Source organism: Amycolatopsis sp. NPDC000009 (assembly GCF_055563465.1).
Window position 1 is genome coordinate 41,135 of sequence record NZ_JBVHDI010000012.1, and the last position, 19,433, is coordinate 60,567.

17 protein-coding genes, 1 tRNA gene and 2 pseudogenes are annotated in these 19,433 nt (G+C 68.1%); 9 read left to right on the plus strand and 11 right to left on the minus strand.

The features are described from left to right. Positions 1-23 precede the first annotated feature (23 nt). Entirely contained in the window at positions 24-968 is a 945-nt protein-coding gene (locus ACZ3HL_RS27790; RefSeq protein WP_465534622.1) for an Ldh family oxidoreductase, read from the minus strand. Positions 969-1,081: 113 nt separating this feature from the next. On the opposite strand from ACZ3HL_RS27790, the gene ACZ3HL_RS27795 reads away from it, so the two are divergent. From ACZ3HL_RS27795 to ACZ3HL_RS27805, 3 genes are all read left to right on the plus strand, one after another. Continuing rightward, positions 1,082-1,369 (plus strand): DUF2277 domain-containing protein, encoded by a 288-nt coding sequence (locus ACZ3HL_RS27795; protein ID WP_034309927.1) that lies wholly within the window; start codon positions 1,082-1,084, stop codon positions 1,367-1,369. Positions 1,370-1,393: 24 nt separating this feature from the next. After that, positions 1,394-1,738 carry a DUF4190 domain-containing protein gene (locus ACZ3HL_RS27800; RefSeq protein WP_410647091.1) on the plus strand — a complete coding sequence of 115 codons (345 nt, stop codon included), beginning with the start codon at positions 1,394-1,396 and terminating at the stop codon, positions 1,736-1,738. Positions 1,739-1,782: 44 nt separating this feature from the next. After that, positions 1,783-1,871 (plus strand) — tRNA-Ser (locus ACZ3HL_RS27805). A gap of 6 nt (positions 1,872-1,877) precedes the next feature. Here ACZ3HL_RS27805 and ACZ3HL_RS27810 read toward each other — a convergent pair. The 3 genes from ACZ3HL_RS27810 to ACZ3HL_RS27820 all read right to left on the minus strand — a co-directional run bounded on the left by ACZ3HL_RS27810 (position 1,878) and on the right by ACZ3HL_RS27820 (position 3,204). Beyond that, a complete protein-coding gene (locus ACZ3HL_RS27810) occupies positions 1,878-2,132 on the minus strand; it encodes a hypothetical protein (protein WP_465534623.1) in 255 nt (84 codons plus the stop codon). 134 nt (positions 2,133-2,266) lie between these two features. Continuing rightward, the gene (locus tag ACZ3HL_RS27815) at positions 2,267-2,833 is read right to left on the minus strand and encodes an ImmA/IrrE family metallo-endopeptidase (protein ID WP_465534624.1); all 567 of its coding nucleotides are present in this window, start codon (positions 2,831-2,833) and stop codon (positions 2,267-2,269) included. Then, complete coding sequence (locus ACZ3HL_RS27820; protein WP_465534625.1) at positions 2,833-3,204, minus strand: helix-turn-helix domain-containing protein; 372 nt, start codon at positions 3,202-3,204, stop codon at positions 2,833-2,835. Before ACZ3HL_RS27820 ends, ACZ3HL_RS27815 begins: the two co-directional genes overlap by 1 nt. 300 nt (positions 3,205-3,504) lie before the next feature. Between ACZ3HL_RS27820 and ACZ3HL_RS27825 the strand changes: the two genes are divergently transcribed. From ACZ3HL_RS27825 to ACZ3HL_RS27835, 3 genes are all read left to right on the plus strand, one after another. After that, positions 3,505-3,786, plus strand: coding sequence for a DUF3892 domain-containing protein (locus tag ACZ3HL_RS27825; RefSeq protein ID WP_465534626.1), 282 nt, complete (start codon positions 3,505-3,507; stop codon positions 3,784-3,786). A gap of 439 nt (positions 3,787-4,225) precedes the next feature. Next, on the plus strand, positions 4,226-4,633 hold the full coding sequence (locus ACZ3HL_RS27830; protein ID WP_465534627.1) for a YciI family protein: 408 nt from the start codon (positions 4,226-4,228) through the stop codon (positions 4,631-4,633). A gap of 8 nt (positions 4,634-4,641) precedes the next feature. After that, on the plus strand, positions 4,642-5,784 hold the full coding sequence (locus tag ACZ3HL_RS27835) for an RNA polymerase sigma factor (RefSeq protein WP_465534732.1): 1,143 nt from the start codon (positions 4,642-4,644) through the stop codon (positions 5,782-5,784). Here ACZ3HL_RS27835 and ACZ3HL_RS27840 read toward each other — a convergent pair. Then, entirely contained in the window at positions 5,774-6,277 is a 504-nt protein-coding gene (locus ACZ3HL_RS27840) for a MarR family winged helix-turn-helix transcriptional regulator (protein WP_465414772.1), read from the minus strand. The genes ACZ3HL_RS27835 and ACZ3HL_RS27840 overlap by 11 nt on opposite strands. Before the next feature lie 539 nt (positions 6,278-6,816). On the opposite strand from ACZ3HL_RS27840, the gene ypfJ reads away from it, so the two are divergent. Further along, on the plus strand, positions 6,817-7,728 hold the full coding sequence (gene ypfJ / locus ACZ3HL_RS27845; protein WP_465414770.1) for a KPN_02809 family neutral zinc metallopeptidase: 912 nt from the start codon (positions 6,817-6,819) through the stop codon (positions 7,726-7,728). A 4-nt stretch (positions 7,729-7,732) separates the two neighbouring features. Here ypfJ and ACZ3HL_RS27850 read toward each other — a convergent pair. The 3 genes and pseudogenes from ACZ3HL_RS27850 to ACZ3HL_RS27860 form a co-directional block, all read right to left on the minus strand. Further along, positions 7,733-8,314 (minus strand): annotated as a pseudogene (locus tag ACZ3HL_RS27850) (dihydrofolate reductase family protein). A 64-nt stretch (positions 8,315-8,378) separates the two neighbouring features. Then, positions 8,379-9,166, minus strand: a pseudogene (locus tag ACZ3HL_RS27855) (AraC family transcriptional regulator). An 84-nt stretch (positions 9,167-9,250) separates the two neighbouring features. Next, positions 9,251-10,792 carry a M28 family peptidase gene (locus ACZ3HL_RS27860; RefSeq protein WP_465534628.1) on the minus strand — a complete coding sequence of 514 codons (1,542 nt, stop codon included), beginning with the start codon at positions 10,790-10,792 and terminating at the stop codon, positions 9,251-9,253. An 80-nt stretch (positions 10,793-10,872) separates the two neighbouring features. Here ACZ3HL_RS27860 and ACZ3HL_RS27865 point away from each other — a divergent pair, with 80 nt between their 5' ends. Beyond that, positions 10,873-11,850: an NAD(P)H-quinone oxidoreductase gene (locus ACZ3HL_RS27865; protein ID WP_465534629.1), complete on the plus strand. Its 978-nt coding sequence runs from the start codon at positions 10,873-10,875 to the stop codon at positions 11,848-11,850. Here ACZ3HL_RS27865 and ACZ3HL_RS27870 read toward each other — a convergent pair. After that, on the minus strand, positions 11,847-13,046 hold the full coding sequence (locus ACZ3HL_RS27870; protein WP_465534630.1) for a cysteine desulfurase-like protein: 1,200 nt from the start codon (positions 13,044-13,046) through the stop codon (positions 11,847-11,849). The two genes, ACZ3HL_RS27865 and ACZ3HL_RS27870, sit on opposite strands and share 4 nt — an antisense overlap. A gap of 134 nt (positions 13,047-13,180) precedes the next feature. On the opposite strand from ACZ3HL_RS27870, the gene ACZ3HL_RS27875 reads away from it, so the two are divergent. Beyond that, positions 13,181-13,783 (plus strand): bacterial proteasome activator family protein, encoded by a 603-nt coding sequence (locus ACZ3HL_RS27875; RefSeq protein WP_465534631.1) that lies wholly within the window; start codon positions 13,181-13,183, stop codon positions 13,781-13,783. On the opposite strand, the gene ACZ3HL_RS27880 is transcribed toward ACZ3HL_RS27875, so the two are convergent. Continuing rightward, positions 13,780-14,940, minus strand: coding sequence for an epoxide hydrolase family protein (locus tag ACZ3HL_RS27880; protein ID WP_465534632.1), 1,161 nt, complete (start codon positions 14,938-14,940; stop codon positions 13,780-13,782). The genes ACZ3HL_RS27875 and ACZ3HL_RS27880 overlap by 4 nt on opposite strands. Before the next feature lie 56 nt (positions 14,941-14,996). Continuing rightward, positions 14,997-19,424 carry a ricin-type beta-trefoil lectin domain protein gene (locus tag ACZ3HL_RS27885; protein WP_465414758.1) on the minus strand — a complete coding sequence of 1,476 codons (4,428 nt, stop codon included), beginning with the start codon at positions 19,422-19,424 and terminating at the stop codon, positions 14,997-14,999. Positions 19,425-19,433 lie beyond the last annotated feature (9 nt).

Here is a 19,433-nt window from a genome sequence, read left to right on the forward strand (position 1 = left end):
GTCAGCCGAGTGGAGAGTCACCTTCAGCGGCCCTGCAGTGGCGCCAGGCGCAAAGCCCGCGCGAGTGCTTCGAGCTCGCGATGCACCGGCTCGTTCAGCGGAACCCCCAGCGCCTGGCACTGTTCGAGGTACTGCGCCTCACGCCAGCCCGGATAGCGGACCGGGGCGCCGCCCTCCCAGCCGAGCAGGCTGCCGAACAACGCGCTGGCGGCCTTGTAGAACCCGTCCGCGCTGCGGAGCGTCGTCGGCGCGATGGCCATCACCATCAGGCCGGTGTCGTGATCGTGGTCACCGACACCCGACAGCACCCCGGCGAAGATCTCCACCAGCAGGGCGAAACCGGCGACGGCCGCACTATCGACGTCGGCGAGGGTTTCCAGGTCGAGGACGAATTCGGGGTACGCGCCGGCCGGGGCGGCCATCCCGAGCGGATTCGCGGCCTTCCCGAGCTCGCCGCCCGCCGCCATGACGAGCCCGATCATGGTGTGCGGCAACGCCCTCGCCGCATGGTGCCCGGCACGGCCGAACGGACCGACGCCGCGGACCGACATGAGCCCGACGCCGTACCGGCCCGCCCGGGACACCGCCCGGTCCATCGCGTCGCCGACGGCCCACAGCCCGGGCGCGCGGCGGTAGTCGATCAGGGCCGCGGCGCCGCGGTCGGCGATCATCAGTGGTTCGGCCCTCGGCCGCACCGTGCCGTCGGCCAGCATCGGCAGATGCAGCCGGGTCAGCTCGGCGACACCGGACTCCGGCGTTCCGGTGAGATCGCCGTGGCACAACGCCTCGGCGGCCATCCTGGCGCGCGACCACGGCAGATCGTGTGCGGTGAAGACCTCGGTGACCAGGTCGATCAGGGCGTCGATCGGGACGCGCTGCCAGACCTGTTCCGGAATCGGGGAGGGTTCGGCCGGTTCGGGGGTCGGCTCGACGGGCGCACGGCGAAGAGAGCGGGGTCTGAGGGGCACTCCGCCGAGGGTGCCCAACCGCGTTTTTCGGCGTCAACGAACCAGGGCAGCTTCTAACCGACTGTGTGATCGAAGCACTCGGAAACGTCGGTGGGCGGACGTACCATCGGGCCATGTGCCGGAACATCACGACGCTTCGAGGGCTTGAGCCGGCGGCGACGCCGGACGAGATCGAGGCCGCCGCCCGCCAGTACGTCCGCAAGGTGTCCGGGGTGCAGAGCCTGTCCGACGCCACCCGCGAGCCCTTCGAGGCCGCCGTCGCCGAGATCACCGAGATCACGCGCCGGCTGCTGACCGAACTGCCCGCACGCCGTCAGCCGCCGGCGACGGTGCCACCCTTGCGCCGTCCCGAAGTCCAGGCGCGAATCGCGGCGAAGGCCGCGAAGAGCCAAGCTTCCTGAGCTCCGGCGGTTTACGGTGAGCGGGTGACATACCCGCAAGACCCCTACGGTCACCAGCAGCCCTACGGTCAGCCGTACCAGCAACCGGGCTATGGGTACGGCCCGCCGCAACCGCCGCAGGAACAAGGTCTGGCGATCGCGGCGCTCGTCGTGTCGATCGCCAGTCTCGTCGCGTGCAGCGGGCTGCCGTCGATCGCGGGTGTCATCATGGGGCATATCGCGCATTCCAAGGCCAAACGCGGGGAAGCGGGCGGCCAGGGGATGGCGCTCGCGGCGATCATCATCGGCTACATCGGCGTCGCCATCATCGTGCTGCTCCTGGCGGGCTTCATCTTCGTGGGGATCCTGACCGACTGGGACTTCGACTAGATCCGAAGCATTGCAGCGAAGCCCCGTCGGATACCCTCGACAGCGGTAGCGTGTCCGAGCGGCCGAAGGAACATGTCTTGAAAACATGCGAGGGCTCTGTCCTCCGTGGGTTCGAATCCCACCGCTACCGCCATACGGATTAATTTCGAACCCCGGTTAGAACCACCTGACCGGGGGTTTCGTCGTCTGGGATGGCGTCGATGGTGATCACTGACCGGGCCATGATCGCGACGCGGGCGTCGTCTGGACGCCTTTCAACGGCCGGATTGGCGTCCGATGGCGTCTCGTCCTCCTTGGCGGCGGCTTCGGTGCGTTCTGCGGCCATCTCGTGGCCCGTTGGTTTGTCGTCAGCCAGGAGCACAGCGAACGGTTCCGTCAGTTCGACTCGTTCCACGGCCCCCTCCTGGCTGATGTAGAGCCTCTCGAAGAGCCCTGGTTGAGGAGTCGCCAGACGCGGGAAATTTTCATGATCCCGATTTGTCTTATTTGAGTCGAGTCGGCCGCTAAAGAATCTGTTTAAGCAGGAGGCTACCTATAGCGCTTTTTCGCACGTGCGGCGAACTTTCTAACGCCCGTACTATTCATGCGCCACCGGGCCATCTCGGTGCTCACGTTGAAGTGGGTGGCAACGTCATCGTCGGCCCACCTTTTGAATGCCGCCCACTTTGCCCCTTCCCAAGGGATGAGCAGCTCGCCAGAGAACTCGGCGGCTTCTTCCTCCGGAACAGACGACGAAGAGCGGCATCCCTTCTCATCAGTGATCAGAAGCTTGAACTCGTGCTCCAAGATCACGTGCGCCATCTCGTGAGCCATCGTCGAGCGGCGCCGACACGGGTTGTGCGTGTGGTTTTCGATGATGTAACAGCCGGTATCGATGGGCACAAGGGCGGCCGAGAACTTTGCGCTACCAAGCGTGGTGAAGTACTCAGCGGCTTCGACCGGGAGACCAGCCTCCCCCAGCGTGAATACATCAACTCCGTAGAGTTCAGCGAGGGCGTACGGATCGATTTCTACCGTAGGGCCAAGATCAATCTCCTTGCGCACTTCAAGGGCTAGCCGCTTTGCTTTTGCCTTGAACCCGTGAGGCAGCGCCACTATCTCCCCCGGCGGTCCGCTCTGATCTTCTTCATTGTCGCGCTTACGATGTCCATCAAGTACTCCTGCTCGGATTCATTGAAGTCGCTCCTAGCTCGAAGTAGCGGCGCGAACTGGGCCTCAAACTCGGGTTCCGGCTTGGGTTCCTCTTCTTGGCCTGACTCGATCATGAAGCTCTCGGCTGGTAGTCCGAGCCACTGCACGAGCGCGACGAAGCCGTCGAGGTCGGGTCGATGGCCGTTGCCCATCCGGCTGAGAAGGGATGGGCTGACCCCTGCCCTGTGGGCGGTCTGGCGCCACGACAGGTTCTGTGCCTGACGCTGGCCATCGAGGGCGTTGTACAGGCGTCTGGTGTCGATGCGTCCGCTCATCACTACCCTCCGTTACGCGGGGTTTGCAGTCTGACATAGGTGTGTCGCTACTGCAACATCGTGTGTTACAGTCTCGACTGACACAGTGTTGCAGTACTGCAATACCTCGAGCGAGTTGATCTAGGAGGCCGACATGGCCACGAACACGGGGCGCAGATCACGTACCGGCGCGGTGCGCAGTCGTAGCCAGACGCAGAACCCTAGGACTGGCGACTGGACCAAGCGCGGCCCGAACGGTCAGTTCATGGACGGCAAGAAGGATGGGACCCCGTTCAAGGGGGTCCGTAAGGAGAAGTAGTCATGGCCATCAAGATCACTGCCATCCGCCTCTCGGGCGGACAAGGACACGAACACATCAGCCGCCTCTGGTGGACCAATCCCGCCACCGGGAACACCGGGGACAACACGCGCGCTGAGGTCGTTACGTGGATCGAAGACAAGAACGGCAAGGCCTACACAGAGGACGCGCGGAACAACCGTGCTGACCTCCTTGTGCGGACTCCGGCCCATGGGTCGAAATACCTGCAGACTCAGGCCGACGGCGTGTGGACCAACAACCTGCTCGCCCTGCCGCGTAAGTAGCTCCAACCGCTAGACGCGAAAGAAGGACCACACCGTTGGAGCCGGTGTGGTCCTTCTTTCGCGATGCTAACTGTTTTCCGCCAACGTTGTCAGCGCATACGACCGGACATCACAGGATAGCGTTCGACTACGAAGAAAATTCAGCAAGCGTTGAACTTTTGGTTCAAGGTTCGAAAACACTCGCAAACCTCCGCCAGTCTTGAGATCGGACTCCCCAGGTCCGCGGGCCCGGGGGGTCCGCGTTCACCTGGACACGAGACCCCAGACGGTCCCACCGTCGCGGCCGCTGTCATGGATCCGCCGGCTTGCTCGCCCTCGTTCACCAGCCCGTCGTCCGGACCAGCTTCCTTCGTCGAACGTGGCAAGTTCTTGGGCGGGGTGAAAGCTCCCTTCGGCCCTGGTCGAGCGGTCGAGCTGGGATTGCCACTACCCTTCCGGCATGCCCAAGTACCTGCTGCTCAAGCACTACCGCGGCGCTCCGGCGGCGGTCAACGACGTGCCGATGGACCACTGGGCCCCGGACGAGATCACGGCGCACATGAACTACATGAAGGACTTCGCCGCCCGGCTCGTGGAGACCGGCGAGTTCGTCCAGGAGCAGGCTCTCGCCCCCGAAGGCACCTTCGTCCGGTACGACGGCGAGGGCAAGCCGCCGGTCACCGACGGCCCCTTCGCCGAGACCAAGGACCTCATCGCCGGTTTTATGGTGATCGACGTCGACAGCCACGAGCGGGCGCTCGAACTCGCGGCCGAGCTGTCGGCCGCGCCGGGAGCGGGCGGGAAACCGATCCACGAGTGGCTCGAACTGCGCCCGGTCCTGAGCGAGCAGCTCCTCATCACGGAGTGAACGCCGAGCTGGACGAGGCCCTGCTCCGGAGTCTCACGCCGAACGTCCTCGGAATCCTTTGCCGCCGCGGCGCCGACTTCGCGGCGGCCGAGGACGCCGTACAGGAAGCGCTGATCGAAGCCGTCCGCGTCTGGCCAGGCGACCGGCCGAAGGACCCGAAAGGCTGGCTCGTCACCGTCGCCTGGCGCAAGTTCCTCGACATGGCCCGGTCGGACGCCGCCCGTCGCCGTCGCGAAGACCTCGTCGACGAGGAGCCCGCACCCGGTCCGGCTCCCGAGGTCGACGACACGCTGCAGCTGTACTTCCTGTGCGCCCACCCGTCGCTGACACCGTCCTCGGCGGTCGCGCTCACGCTGCGCGCGGTCGGCGGGCTGACCACCCGCCAGATCGCCGAGGCGTACCTGGTGCCCGAAGCGACCATGGCGCAGCGCATCAGCCGGGCCAAGCGCACCGTCTCCGGCGTGCGTTTCGACCAGGCGGGTGACGTCGCCACCGTGCTCCGCGTGCTCTACCTGGTGTTCAACGAGGGCTATTCCGGCGACGTCGACCTCGCCGCCGAAGCCATCCGGCTCACCCGCCGGCTTTCGGCCTCGATCGACCATCCCGAGGTCGCGGGCCTGCTCGCCCTCATGCTGCTCCACCATGCCCGGCGTGCCGCACGGACGGCGCCCGGCGGCGAGCTGGTCCCGCTCGCCGAGCAGGACCGCGGCGACTGGGACACCCGCCTGATCGCCGAGGGCGTCGAGATCCTGCAGGCGGCGCTGGCCCGTGACCGGCTGGGCGAGTTCCAGGCGCAGGCCGCCATCGCGGCGCTCCACGCCGACGCGCCCACCGCCGAGGAGACCGACTGGACGCAGATCGTCGAGTGGTACGACGAACTCGCCCGCCTGACCGGCAGCCCGGTCGTCCGGCTCAACCGCGCGGTGGCCGTCGGCGAGGCGGACGGACCGCGCGCCGGGCTGGCCGCCCTCGCGGAACTGGACGACTCTCTACCGCGGCACGCGGCGGTGGCGGCGTACCTGCACGAGCGCGACGGCGACCTGTCGGCGGCGGCGCGGCTGTACGGCGAGGCCGCCGCCAAGGCGGCCAACCTGGCCGAGCGCGCGCACCTGACCCGTCAGGCGGCGCGGCTCAACGCCCTCAGGAAGTGATCGGCGGCAGGCGCGGAAGGCCGTCGATCTCCGACAGGTGATCCAGCACCCGGCCGAAGGCCTGCCCCAGCACCCGCTGCTCTTCGGGGCTCAGCAGGTCGATCAGATGCTCCCGGACCCCCTCGACATGCGTCGGCGCGGCGCCCTCCAGCAGCTCCGCGCCGCTTTCCGTCATCTCCGCGACGACACCGCGTTTGTCCGCCGGGTCGCGCGTGCGGCGGATGAGCCCGTCGGCCTCCAGCCGGACCATCTGGTGCGAAAGCCTGCTCTTGGTCGAGCCGAGCAGGCTCGCCAGCTCCGTCATCCGCATCCGCCGGTCGGGCTGGAGCGACAGGCAGACCAGGACCTCGTAGTCGGCGAGGGTGACGTCGTGGCGCTCGGAGAGTTCGCGATGCAGGCGCTGCCGAAGCCGCATGGTGGCGACGATGTACGAGCGCCAGGCGACCATCTCGGACTCGGACAGCCAGCGCACTTCCTTCTGCTCCACCGCCATCCACGCAGAGTAGAGCGTTGATCGCACAAGGCGCATACCCACCGGTCACTTTTCGGACGGTGAAAAACCCGGCGGGACATTCGCCCGAAGGAGGGTTACGAAAAGGTTGAGACTCGGCGAGAAAAGGCGCATTCTGCTTGTCAGCGGATGGTCGGGCAAGTAGCGGGCGATCTCCTCGAAGGTCGCCGGACCTGCTCCCCAGCCGGGAAGGGTCAGGTGATGGTATGGCGGGTGATTCTCGCGGTTGACCGCCTGCTGTGTCCCCGCGACCGGAACGGAAAGGACCGGGTCGGTCGCGACTGCGAACAGCGATGAACGCGGGCATCTCAAGATGCGCTCGACAATTCTCGCGCATTCGGCGTCACTCCGGCCTGTTTCGGGTTCGCGGCCTCTTCGACCGCCTCGGCAGTGCCCGGCGCCGGCCCGGTGATCGCGGCCAACCGGCGATCGGAACAAGACAACCTCGGTAGTTCTGGGTGCGGCGCCCGCGGGTGGCCGCACCCAGGCGTATCCGGGGTATTCCGGCTACGCTTTCCCCCGTGCGATTCGACGAAGGCGCGGGCCTGGACACTTCCGAGGTCGAGGACCTGCGTGGCGGTGGCGGCGGTGTCGGCGGCCGGGTGGCACTCGGCGGCGGCGGGCTCGGCGTGGTCGGCCTGGTCATCTACTTCCTCCTCTCCCAGTTCGGCGGCGTGAGCCTGAACCCGTCTGCGGGCAGCCTTGGCGGTGTGGGCACCGGGCAGCAGATGGACGACACGACGCTGTCGCAGGAGTGCAGGACCGGCGCGGACGCGAACCGGAACCACGACTGCGCGACGGTCGCCGTGATCAACTCGATCCAGGACTACTGGGCACAGGAGTTCCAGCGGTCCGGGTCGACCTATCGCAAGGCCGTCACCAACTTCTTCAACGGCGGCGTGAACACGGCCTGCGGCAACGCGACTTCGGACGTCGGGCCGTTCTACTGCCCGGGCGACTCCGAGGTCTACATCGATCTCGGCTTCTTCAACGAACTCCGCACCCGGTTCGGCGCACAGGGCGGTCCGTTCGCGGAGGCGTACGTGCTGGCCCACGAATACGGGCACCACGTGCAGAACCTCACCGGAGTGTCCAAAAAGGGCACCGGGAGCGGGCCGACGTCCGGTTCGGTGCGGCTCGAACTGCAGGCCGACTGCTACGCCGGCGTCTGGGCGAACCACGCCACGACCACCCCGGCCGAATCCGGGCGGCCGCTGATCACCGAGATCAGCCAGCAGGACATCGACTCCGCACTGGACACCGCTTCGCGGATCGGCGACGACTACATCCAGTCGAAGCTCGGCGGCGGCCGGGTCGACGAGTCGAAGTTCAGCCACGGCACTTCGGCGCAGCGGAAGAAGTGGTTCACCACCGGCTTCCAGACCGGCGAGCCGGCGCGGTGCGACACCTTCGCGACCAAGAGCCTGGGCTGAGACTTCACCGGCGCACCCGATAGCGCAGGTGGAGTACCCGGTCGCCCTGAATCACCACGTCGGGATCCTACAGCAGGTGCTGCGCCCGGACCGACCCGAAGTAGCGTTTGCCGGATCCGAACACCACGGGTGCGACGTCCATGCGCACCTCGTCGACCAGGCAGGCGGCGAGCGCCTGGCCACCGACGTCACCGGCGGCGACCTCGACCACGCGGTCACCCGCGAGCTCCCGCGCCTTGGCCACGGCCGCCTCGACGCCGCCGACGAAGTGGAACGGCGCCCCGGGGTCCCAGCCCTCGGGCGCCGGCCGGTGCGTCACGACGACCACGTGGTCGATCCCGCTCGGCGGCTTCCCGTCCCAGCCGTCCGTCAGGTCGAAGACGTGCCGGCCGGCGATCGTCACCCCGATCTGGTCCCAGTACGCCCGGGTGTGGTCGTAGGAGGCCTGCGAGACCTTGAGCGCCCCGCTGTCGTCCAGGGGAACGTCACCGCGGGTCAACCAGTCGAACAGCGGTCCGGGCTGGTCGCTCTCGTCCGCGATGAAGCCGTCCACCGACACCGAGCCGTACATGACCACCTTGCCCACGGGCCCTCCTCTGCTTGGGGTGCCCCGAAACTAGCGGGTCGTGCGCCGTCGCTCTGGTAAGAAATCAATCGGCTGGCAGCGGCCAGCCGTCCAGCGCGTGGCCGGGATGTTCGCGCAGGAACCGCCGCCGGACTTCGAGATACCGGGTCGGCGTGAGCCTGGTCGAAGTAACCGGCCCCGCTGGCGAGGGCGCACCAATCGACCGGTCCGGCGGGGTCGATCGCGAAGACGGTGGCGGTGAGGCGGTAGGCGCGGGCCAGCCGCTTCGGTGTGACGCCCACGAGCTGTTTGAACCGCTGTGCCAGATATGTGCCGCTGACCCCGGCCGCGGCGCTCAGGCCGCCGATCGGCACCGCCCCGCCGGTCGCCGCGAGAACGCCGCTCGTCTGGCGGACCAGCTCCAGGCCGGCGGTCTCGCGCAGCCGTCGCATCAGTTCTTCCTCGAGCAGCGTCAGCATCTCGTGCGGTCCGCCCGCGGTGGCCAGCCGGTCTCGCAGCCCGGCGACGGCGGGCCTGCCCCAAACCTGCTCCAGGGTCACCGGCCGGTCGCACAGCTCGGCCGCGGGCATCGGAAGGAACGACGACGGCCCCCACGGTTTGAAGTGCACGCCGACCGACCGGGTCCCGGGCGGGTAGCCGAACTCCACCGCGCGGGTGGGCGTGGTGACCACGCAGCCGTCGGCGTACTCGGCCGCCTCGATTTCGGTGCCGGCGCGGATGCGGAAACGGCGGTCCGAGGTTGACGATGAGGAACGCCCCGGGCATCGGCGGCAACGTCAGCCGGGCGTAGGGCGGCGCGCCCGCCAGGTGGTAGAGGTCGTCGATCAGCCCGTCCAGCGGCGGCCGCGGCACTCTGGACACGTACTCCACGCCCACAGCATCGCCGAAGCCCCCTTCCCCGCGCCAGGCAAGGAAGGGGGCTTCGGTGTATTCGGATCAGGCGGCGACGTGGTGATCGTCAGCGTGGACGGAAGCCGTCATGCTCCGCTGCTGCGACCGCTCGGCCGCGCGAAGCTCCCGCGCCTTCGCGGCCTTGGCACCCGAGACACCGTTGATGTTCTCGGTGCTGGTCGCGTACACGCCCAGCGCCCAGGCGACGGCGTCCGAATTGCGCTCGAGCGCGACGCGGTCGACGTTGCCGAGGTTGTCACAGGCCTGGTGGTAGCACTTGTCGTAAGGAACGTCGGCGCTACCGCCCCACTTGGCGGCCTGTGCGGCGGTCTTCACCCCTTCGGCACCGGTGAACAGGCCACCGGCCGGGATGCCGGCGCGGATGAAGCCCTGGTAGTCCGAGCGGCCGGTGAAGTCCGTGCCCTCGACCGGGACCCCCTTGCCGAGCTGCAGGTAGTCGACCAGGGTCTTCTCCAGCTGGGCCGAGCCGTACGGGCCCGCGCCCTCGCCGACACCGTCGGAGTTGTCACCGTCGTAGGCGAAGTACGCCGCGTTCGGCGAGCCGATCATGTCGTAGTTGTAGTAGAGCGCGATGTCGAGCTGCTGCTCGAAGCTCAGCGAGTTGACGTAGTGGGTCGAGCCGACGAGCCCGAACTCCTCGGCACTCCACCAGCCGAAGCGGACGGCGTTGTTGGCCTTGGGCTTGCTGCCCAGCTGCAGCGCGGTCTCCAGCAGCGCGGCGGAACCGGTGCCGTTGTCGTTGATGCCGGGGCCCTCGGTGACGCTGTCGAGGTGGGCGCCGAGCATCACGACGTTGTCCTTGCGGCCGGTCTTGGTCTCGGCGAGGACGTTGTAGCTGGTCCGCTCCTCCTGGAAGGCACGCAGGTCGAGAGTGACCGAGGCGCCTGCCTTGGTGGCGAGCGCCTGGCCGTCGGCCTGGGTGATGCCGCCGGTCGGGATCTTGCCAGCGGCCGGGTCGCCCAGGGTGCCGTTGACCGGGCCCGGGACGTTGTTGTAGACGATCGCGCCCAGCGCGCCCGCCTCGGCGGCCGTCGCCTGCTTCTGCGCGAAGGAGCAGCCACCACGCTGGATCAGCGCGATCTTGCCGGCGACCCCGCCCGCGTAGTCGGCCGCTTCGCAGCCGCTGGTGTCGTCGACCGGGACCACGGCGAGCGGCGCGGTGATTCCGCCGGCGGGCGTCGACGGGCTGTAGGACATGATGATGATCGGGACGTCGGCGCCCGCGACGGTCAGCTTCTCCGCGAGGGTCTCCGCGTAGGTGAAGGGGAACTCCTGCCGCGTGACCGCGAAGCCCGCCTGCTCCAGCTTCGTGGCGATGTACTCCGCGGACCGCTTGTGGCCCTCGGTGCTGGCGGCGCGGCGGCCACCGGTCGCGTCCGAGATCCGCTGGAACGCGATCAGGTGCCGGTTGACGTTGTTCACGTTCACCTTTTTGACGAGCTGCTTCGCCAGCGCGGGACCGTCGATCCCCGTGGCGGCTGTCGCAGCGGGAGCCATTCCGACCGTGAGCGCGGCGGTGGCCGCCACCACGATCGAGGGAACAATGCTTCTTCGCGAATATGACATGGGCGACACCCTTGTGTGCTTTACGCCACAGGTCAACCGACGTTCGGCGGACTTTACGACACCGGGATATGGTCGTTCGCATGTACGCGATCACCATCCGTGAGCCCGGCGAACCCGATGTTCTCGAATGGACCGAGGTCCCCGATCCCGTGGCCGGTGAGGGCGAAGTCGTCATCGAAGTCGCCGCGAGCGCCGTCAACCGTGCTGACCTGCTGCAACGCCAGGGAAATTACCCACCTCCGCCGGGTGCGAGCGAAATCATCGGACTCGAATGTTCGGGCACGATCGCCGAAATCGGCGAAGGTGTCGAAGGATGGCGAATCGGCGACGAGGTTTGTGCATTGCTCGCCGGTGGCGGCTATGGCGAAAAGGTCGCCGTCCCGGCCGGACAACTGCTTCCGCTTCCCGCCGAAGTCGAATTGCTCGCGGCCGCCGGACTGCCCGAAGTCGCGTGCACCGTGTGGGCGAATGTGGTGATGCACGCCAAGCTGGCCGAAGGCGAGGTCCTGCTCGTGCACGGCGGCGCGGGCGGCATCGGCACGCACGCGATCCAGGTCGCGAAGGCGCTCGGCGCGACGGTCGCGGTGACGGCGGGTTCGGAAGAGCGGCTGGAGAGCTGCCGCCAGCTCGGCGCCGACATCGCGATCAACTACAAGGAGCAGGACTTCGTCGAGGTCCTGCGCGCCGAGACCGGCGGCGCGGACGTCATCCTCGACAACATGGGCGCCAAGTACCTCGGCCGCAACATCGACGCGCTGGCCATGGACGGCAGGCTCGTCGTCATCGGCATGATGGGCGGGGTCAAGGGCGAACTCGACATCGGCAAGCTGATGACCAAACGCGCGAGCATGTTCGGCGCGGGCCTGCGTTCGCGGCCGCTGGACCAGAAGGCGGCGATCGTCGCCGACGTCCGCGAGCGCCTGTGGCCGCTGGTGGAGCAGGGTTCGGTGAAACCGATCGTCGGCCAGGTCGTCCCGATGGCCGAAGCCGCCTCGGCGCACCGCGCGCTCGAAGAAGGCACGGTTTTCGGCAAGGTTCTGCTTGCCGCCAAGAGCTAGCGGATCTCTTCCAGCACCCGGACGAGCTGATTGACCTCGAAGACGTTCGAGTAATGCGCGAGTCCGATGCGGACGGCGCCGCCGACTTCGGCGGCGCCGAGCGACCCGAAGACACCACTCGTGCCGTCGTCGGCGAAGGCGCAGAGCCCCTGGGAGGCCAGGTATTCGGCGACCTCGGGCGCCTTCTTGCCCGCGACGGCGAACGCGAGCGCGGGGATCCGGCGCATGGCGTCGCCGATGACCATGATGTGCCGCAGCGAACGCAGCTCCGTGGACAGCTGCGCCAGAAGTCCCGCGTGGTACGACTTCGCCGAACCCAGCGACGTCACCAGCTTCTCGCGCCGCGAGCCCATCGCGGCGTCGTCCAACCCGGCCAGATAGTCGATCGACGCGATCAACCCGGCCAGCAACGGATACGCGTGCGGCCCCAGCTCCATTCGGGCCGGACCGCGCGCGGCCGGATCGAGCGACACCGACGGCAGGCGTTCGAGCAGCTCGGGGTCGCGGAAGACCAGCGCCCCCACCGACGGCCCGCCCCAAGCCTGCGCCGAAACCACCATCACGTCGGCGCCGAGCGCGTTGAGGTCCAGGGGGACGAACGGCGCCGCGTACGTCGCGTCGACGACCACCAGTGCGCCGACCCGTTTGGCGAACTCGATCACCGTCGGGACGTCGGGCCGGGTGCCGACCGAACCGGACGCCAGCGTCACCGCGACGGCCTTGGTGCGCGCGGAGACGAGGTTCTCGTACTGCCAGGCGGGCAGCTCGCACGTCTCGATGTCGATCTCGCCCCAGCGCACGACCGCGCCGACGCGTTTCGCCGCCCGGCGCCACGGCGCGAGGTTGGCCTCCTCGTCGAGCCGGGAGACGACGACCTCGTCGCCGATCGTCCAGCGGTCGGCCATCGCGTCGACGAGACGGCGGATGAGATCGGGCGCGTTGGGGCCGAGCACGACCCCGGCCGGATCGGCGCCGACCAGGTCGGCGACCGCCCGGCGAGCGGCCGCGACGATGCTTTCCGCACGCTGGGAGGCCGGAAACGCCCCACCCGGCCCGGACACCGGAGCGCGCATGGCCGTGGATACGGCCGAAGCGACCTGTTCAGGTACGAGCATTCCGGCGGCGCCGTCGAAGTGAATCCAGCCGTCACCCAGCGCGGGAAACAGCCCACGGATACGAGCGACGTCGAACGCCATGGGGACACCGTACGGACGTGCGGTTTGGCGCTTTACCCGGGGTTGGCTGCCCGAACACGGGGCGCGACGATTCCCGCTACGCTCGGAGACGGCGGCGAAAACCACACTGCGCTTCGCGCCCCACGTAGGCCAGGATGGAGCACATGACCGACCCAGTTTCCCGCGAATCGACCACGCCCGGTGACGGCGGCGGAGACTCCACGCACCATGTGGTGGTCGTCGGTCCCGACGGCACCCCGGTCGGCGCCGCACGCGTCGCCTCCCCCGGCTCCGGCGACGAGTCGGCACCGGAGGAGTCGCTCGGCGATCTCGTCGAAGAGCCCGCCAAGGTGATGCGCATCGGCACGATGATCAAACAGCTGCTGGAAGAGGTCCGCGCGGCGCCGCTGGACGACGCCAGCCGCAACCGCGTGCGCGAGATCCACCAGACCTCCATCCGCGAGCTGGAGCAGGCGCTCGCGCCCGAGCTGCAGGACGAGCTGGAGCGGCTCGTGCGGCCGTTCACCGAGAACTCGACGCCGTCCGATGCCGAACTGCGGATCGCGCAGGCGCAGCTGGTCGGCTGGCTGGAAGGGCTGTTCAGCGGTATCCAGACCGCGCTGTTCGCGCAGCAGATGGCCGCGCGGGTGCAGCTGGAACAGATGCGGCGCGGGCTCCCGGCCGGTCCTTCCGCGGGTGGCGCCCTCGGCGGGCACGCGGCCGGCGGCGAGTCGCACGGGCCGGGCCAGTACCTCTAGCGCAGCGGGCGGAAGAACGTCCGCAGGTCGTCGATGAGCAGGTCCGGCACCTCCAGCCCGGGGAAGTGACCCCCGCGGTCCGGAGTGGACCAGTGCACGACGTTGTCGGTGCGCTCGGCGAGGTGCCGGATCGGCAGGCCCGTGTCCTTCGGGAACACGGCCACGCCGGTCGGCACCGTGGACTTCGGCGGTTCCTCGCCCCAGGCCGGGCCCAGCGCGGCGTAAATCCGCGAAGACGAGTTCGCCGTGCCGGTGAGCCAGTAGAGCATCACGCTGGTGAGCAGATCGTCGCGGTCGATCGCGTCTTCCGGGACGTCCCGCGAGTCCGAATAGGACTTGAACTTCTCCACCAGCCAGCCGAGCTGCCCGGCCGGTGAGTCGGTGAGCCCGTAGGCAAGCGTTTGCGGTTTGGTCGCCTGGATCATCGCGTAGCCCAGCTCGCCGGTCTGGAACTCCCGCCCGCGCGCCAGCGCCGCCTCTCCCCGCGCGAGTTCCTCACCGGTGAGCCCCGCGAGATCGGCCTCGGATTCCGGCACCGCGTGCGGCAGCATCGTCAGATGCGCGCCGATCACCCGCTCCGGTGACCGGACCCCCACCTCGCGCGACACGATCGCGCCCCAATCGCCCCCGTGGAGCCCGAACCGCTCGTACCCGAGCCGCGACATCAGCACTCCCCAGGCCTCGGCGATCCGGCCCGTGCCCCAGCCCGCGTCGGTCGTCGGCCCCGAGAAGCCGAACCCCGGCAGTGACGGCACGACGACGTGGAACGCGTCCCCGGGGTCACCGCCGTACGCGCGCGGGTCGGAGAGCGGGCCGGCGACGTCGAGGAATTCCACAATGGACCCCGGCCATCCGTGCGTGAGCACCAGCGGGATCGCGCCCGGCTCCGGTGACCGCGCGTGCAGGAAGTGAACGTTCGCGCCGTCGATGTTCGTCAGGAAACCCGGAAACCCGTTGAGGCGCTCCTCATGGGCGCGCCAGTCGTAGCGAAGCCGCCAGTATTCGGCGAGCTCCTGGAGGTACCCGAGCGGCGTCCCGAGCCCCCAGCCGACGCCGTCGATCTCGTCCGGCCAGCGCGTGTTCGCCAGGCGGGCGGCGAGGTCGTCGAGGTCGCGCTGGGGGACGGCGATCTTGAAAGGCGTGATCTCATCGGTCATGGGGCCGACGGTAGGGAGGATCGAGGACAGGGGCGGTCCTCGATCCTCCTTATCGCCTATTCGAAATCGATTCCCCAACGCTGGTTGGCGGCATACTGGCAGTCGTAGATCACCAGTCGGGTGCCGTCAGCGTCACCTCCGCTCTGCGTGCCGAGGCACCGGCCGGAACCGGTGTTCTCGATCATGCCGTCCGGCCGTTGGAACCAGCGCTGCGCAAGTCCGTAGTTGCAATCCCACAGTTGGACCGGCGTGCCGTTCGCGGTGGCACCGTTGGTGACGTCCATGCAGCGGCTCTTCATCCTGATGGTGCCGTCGTTCTGCACCAACACCTGCTGCGCGGTGGATCCGCTACAGGTGTACAGGTTGATCGCCGTGCCGTTCGCGTCGTTGTTGTAGTACACGTCCGCGCACTTGCCGAGCACACCGACGAGCCGCCCCTTGTGCGGGAAGGACCGCACGACGCTCCATGCCTGGGGTTGCGAACCCGTGCAGGTCTGGATCGTCACCGTCGTCGGTCCTTGCGTCGAATCGAGGCACTTTCCGGACTTCGGGTTGACGAGGGATCCGTCGGACCGGAGCTGCCAAAACTGAGCCGCGCCACCGGTGCACTGATACGACCAGACTGGCGTCCCGTCCGCGACGGCACCGTTCTTCACATCGAGGCAACGGCCGAGCGCACGAATGCTCCCGTCCTTCGCCAGGGTCCAAGTGTCCGACAGAGACGCGATACAACCGGTGGTTCCGATGGCCGCACCGTTGCCTACGGCACGCCCGGTGACATTGAGACAGGCACCGAAGCCGTCGGTCAACTGGCCCGCGGGTGCCGCCCGCTCAGCGATCTTCCAGATCTGCTGTGCCTGTCCGTTGCAGTCCTGGATGGTGATGGCCGCACCGTCCGCCGAACCGGCCGCCGACAGGCAGCGTCCGGCCGCGAGGTTGAAGATCCGGCCATCGTCGAAGATCTGCCATTCCTGCGTCGAAGACCCGGCACAGCCCACCGCGACCACGCGGGAACCGGCCGACGTAGCGCCGTTCTGCACGTCGAGGCACTGCCCGAGAACGTGGAGCGCGGTGTCCCCGGCAGTCCACTGCTGAGCAACGGAGCCCGAACAAGTCCACATGTGGACCGTGGTGTTGGTCGGCACGCCACCGGACAGGTCGAGGCAAGCGCCGCCGACACCGGTTACCAGGCCGCTCATCGACACCCGGTTCGAGCGTGCCCTCAAGTTGCGGTATTTGACCTGGTCACCGGCCCCATGACCGGAGAGCTGGACGTTGGTACGCCGGTTGAACATCGACGGAGCGGTGTACTCGTTCACCTTGGTGCCGTTGAGCAACACCGTCACCTTGGGGCCTGCCACGGTGATCTCGAAGGTGTTCCACTCCCCGACCGGTTTCGCCGCCGTCGCGATCGGGGCCTTGATCCCCTTGATCGCTCCGGTCGCGTCCGTGGGTGCCGCCGAGGCTCCGCCGATCGCGATCTGCGCCGCAGCGGGGCCGGGGCCACGCGGAAGCCCGACGTGCACGGCCGACTGCGAATTCGCGCCCGTCGCCTTCCAGTCGACCCTCAGCGTGTAGTCGTTGTCGAACAGGTTGGACGGGTTCCACGGGCCGGCCGTCCCGGCCAGCGTGCCGAATTCACAACCGTCCTGGGTAGCGGAAGTCGGCCCCCATCGAGCGAGGGAAGACTCAGCACGGCCGTCCATGAGCGAACTGAAGCCGGGTTCGAGGTTCGCGTCGACGCAGTTCCCCGCCGGAGCCGCGGCCGGGCCTCCGACGAAGTAGCCGGTGACGTCGGCGGTGAGCTCAGCCTCTCCTTCGGTGTTCGACGCGCTGAGCTTCCCACTCGCGCCCAGCGGGACCAGCGCAGTGGCCGGAGCCGTCTTTCCCTGGTCGATTTGCAGGGCAGGCGCATTGGCGAAGCCGGTTTCAGGAGCGAAGAAGGACACTCCTGTATTGATCACCTTGTCCGCTGCCGACCCGGTGATCACCACACCGGTCGCGCCGAGCGGAACTCCAGCCGTCCCGGCGACCTGCGCGGTCACTGTGGCGCCCCGCTTCAAGGCCCCCATCGGAACACCAGCGCCAGTGGCGGTGTCGATCACCCGGCTGGTCCCGAGTGCGGGGACGAACTTCGCCCCCTCGCCGGGGGCGAACCAACCCAGCAGGTCGACCGCGAGATGGGCCAAACCGGCCGAATTACGCAGCCTGATCTTCCCGTCGTCGCCGATCCGGACAAAAGCGATGTTGGAGCGTCGCTGGCCGACGTTCATGAAGACGCTGCTGGTGTCGGGCGGGTAAGTCTGCGGGTAGGCCGAGATGAAGGTCCCCGCTGTCGACTGACCGGCCGTGAGGTTGACCACAACTGAGGTCGCGTTGGCCGGAACACCCGACACACCCCGGACCTGGACGGCGATCTCCTCGCCTGCTCCGAGCGGCGTGTTCTTCACCGACGCGACGTTCTTCGTGTCGAGGAGCCTGGCCCCGCCTGCCTTGGCCGTATAGGTACCGACTCCATCAGGGCTGAAGTACCCGGCGAAATCCACCGTCACCCCAGGGGTACCGGCTGTGTTGTGGATCCGGACAGCGCCGTCACCGCCGAGTGGAACGATGACCGTCAGAGTGGTCTGCCTGCTGGTCTGCACCGGGAACCGGATCGGTTGCGCGGCGCCGGGGTTACCGGCTGTGAACCGCAGTTCCGTGGGCCCGTCGGCCAGACCGGCGGTGACGGTCAGCACGACCGCCGTCGCATTGGTCGGGGCACCAGGAACGGTCAAAGCGAACGTCTCACCCGCGGTGAAGCGCCGCTGGTGTCCACCGACAGCTGTGTTGGTGTCCAGAATCCGGGTCGGATTCGTGAGGGCGGTGTAGCCACCCGGCTGCACCGCGGTAGCCGATCCCGGCGAACCGGCCCAGAGCACGCCGACACCCCAGTCGTTGGGCGATCCGCCCGATACCGCCTTCGCACGAGACTTGAGCAGGTACTCCAGCTGCGTGGCGTCCAGCTGCGCGTTCGCGCCCTTGAACAAGGCGGCCACCCCGGCCACGTGCGCGGCGGCCGCGGACGTACCGGTGAAGAGATCGGGTGCGGAGGCGGACGTCGAAACGCTGGCGAAGCCGGTGATGTCCGGCTTCGTCCGGCCGTCGACCGTCGGACCATGGCTGCTGTAGGGCTCAAGCTGCCCAGAGGCGGGTTTACTCGCGCCCGTCGCCAGCACGTAAGGCGAGCTGGCGGGTTCGGCGATGCTCCCGGCCGGAGTCGACCACTGGAAACCGCCCGTCTTCCCGAGCTTGGTCAGGTAGAGGTCGAACTTGGTGGTGAAGGGAGCGTTGTTGTTCTTGACCCAGGTGTAGTAGGTACCGCCAGACCCAGAGTCGTTGGTGAAAGTCGCCTCTTCGACCGGAGCTCCGCCGCCGGCGGTGTCCCGCTGAGCGAGGGTCGACCGAGCCACCACATGCGGATCATTCGGGCCGGTCGGCGCGGCCGCCTGGTCGGTGATGTAGAGGTCGAGGTCATTCGTCGTGACCGGCCAGGCATCCCAGCGCAAAGTCACCGTCGCGGGCTGGCCCGGGCCCACCGAGAAGCTGTTGACCTCCGAGGCTCCGCTGAACTCGACCCAGGTGGACGCACCGGCCCGGTCCGCGGCCTGACCGGCGAAATGACGCTCACCGTAGTTGCCCGCCGCCGTCGACCACAGGATTCCGGCTTGGCGAGAGCGCTGGACGACCTGTGCCGGACTGCTGGCGTCCGGGCCCGTGCCGTCGCCTCGCCCGGCTCCCGGCACGGCGATCGCCGCACTGATGATCTGCACACCCTGTTGCTGCAGCCAATCCGCCGCCGGTGCGAAACCCATGTCGTCCTCGACGCAGGCGAGATAGAGCTGCGCGGCGGGTGCCATGTCATGGACGATTTCCGCGACGTTCACGCCGTGCGGATCGTCGATGGTCGCGTCGAGACAGTTCGAACCGTTGGTGACGAGTTGGGTTCCACTCGGAAGCTCACCCGCTGCTTGGGCGGCGGCCAGCCCGGCGAACCCGACATCGAGGATGCCGATCTTCACCCCCGCGCCCTTGTTGTTCGTGTCGATCCATGACTGCGCGCCGGAAACCCCGACACCTTCAGACGTCACGCTGGAAGGAAGCACCCTGGTCGGGCGCCTCACTTCTCGGACGCCTGGCTGCTTCGCGAGTTCGTCGACCTTGTCCTCGGCCACCGCCGCCCTGACCCGCCCCGGCTGCGCGGCGGAAACCGTCCCGCCGACCGCCTTGACGGCATTTCGGAGGTCGGACTCGTTCTGACCGTGAACGTAGAGGAGCACGCGGCCGTTCTGATCCTTGGCCACTCGCTCCTTGGGTCTCTGCCCGGCCACCGATTCCGCGACCGGCGCGTCGCCTGGTGGCGCCGCGTCGGCCGGCAACGTGAAGCCACTCACCGCCAAGGACATGGTGGCGGCTACCAGGGCCGCACGTCGCAATGTCTTCATTTTTCCTTC

Excerpts from the sequence above, each read along its gene's own strand:
- ACZ3HL_RS27795 (WP_034309927.1), top strand. The coding sequence starts at position 1,082 with ATGTGCCGGAACATCACGACGCTTCGAGGGCTTGAGCCGGCGGCGACG.
- ACZ3HL_RS27820 (WP_465534625.1), bottom strand. The coding sequence starts at position 3,204 with ATGAGCGGACGCATCGACACCAGACGCCTGTACAACGCCCTCGATGGC.
- ACZ3HL_RS27825 (WP_465534626.1), top strand. The coding sequence starts at position 3,505 with ATGGCCATCAAGATCACTGCCATCCGCCTCTCGGGCGGACAAGGACAC.
- ACZ3HL_RS27830 (WP_465534627.1), top strand. The coding sequence starts at position 4,226 with ATGCCCAAGTACCTGCTGCTCAAGCACTACCGCGGCGCTCCGGCGGCG.
- ACZ3HL_RS27840 (WP_465414772.1), bottom strand. The coding sequence starts at position 6,277 with ATGGCGGTGGAGCAGAAGGAAGTGCGCTGGCTGTCCGAGTCCGAGATG.
- ACZ3HL_RS27860 (WP_465534628.1), bottom strand. The coding sequence starts at position 10,792 with ATGTCATATTCGCGAAGAAGCATTGTTCCCTCGATCGTGGTGGCGGCC.
- ACZ3HL_RS27865 (WP_465534629.1), top strand. The coding sequence starts at position 10,873 with ATGTACGCGATCACCATCCGTGAGCCCGGCGAACCCGATGTTCTCGAA.
- ACZ3HL_RS27870 (WP_465534630.1), bottom strand. The coding sequence starts at position 13,046 with ATGGCGTTCGACGTCGCTCGTATCCGTGGGCTGTTTCCCGCGCTGGGT.
- ACZ3HL_RS27875 (WP_465534631.1), top strand. The coding sequence starts at position 13,181 with ATGGAGCACATGACCGACCCAGTTTCCCGCGAATCGACCACGCCCGGT.
- ACZ3HL_RS27880 (WP_465534632.1), bottom strand. The coding sequence starts at position 14,940 with ATGACCGATGAGATCACGCCTTTCAAGATCGCCGTCCCCCAGCGCGAC.
- ACZ3HL_RS27885 (WP_465414758.1), bottom strand. The coding sequence starts at position 19,424 with ATGAAGACATTGCGACGTGCGGCCCTGGTAGCCGCCACCATGTCCTTG.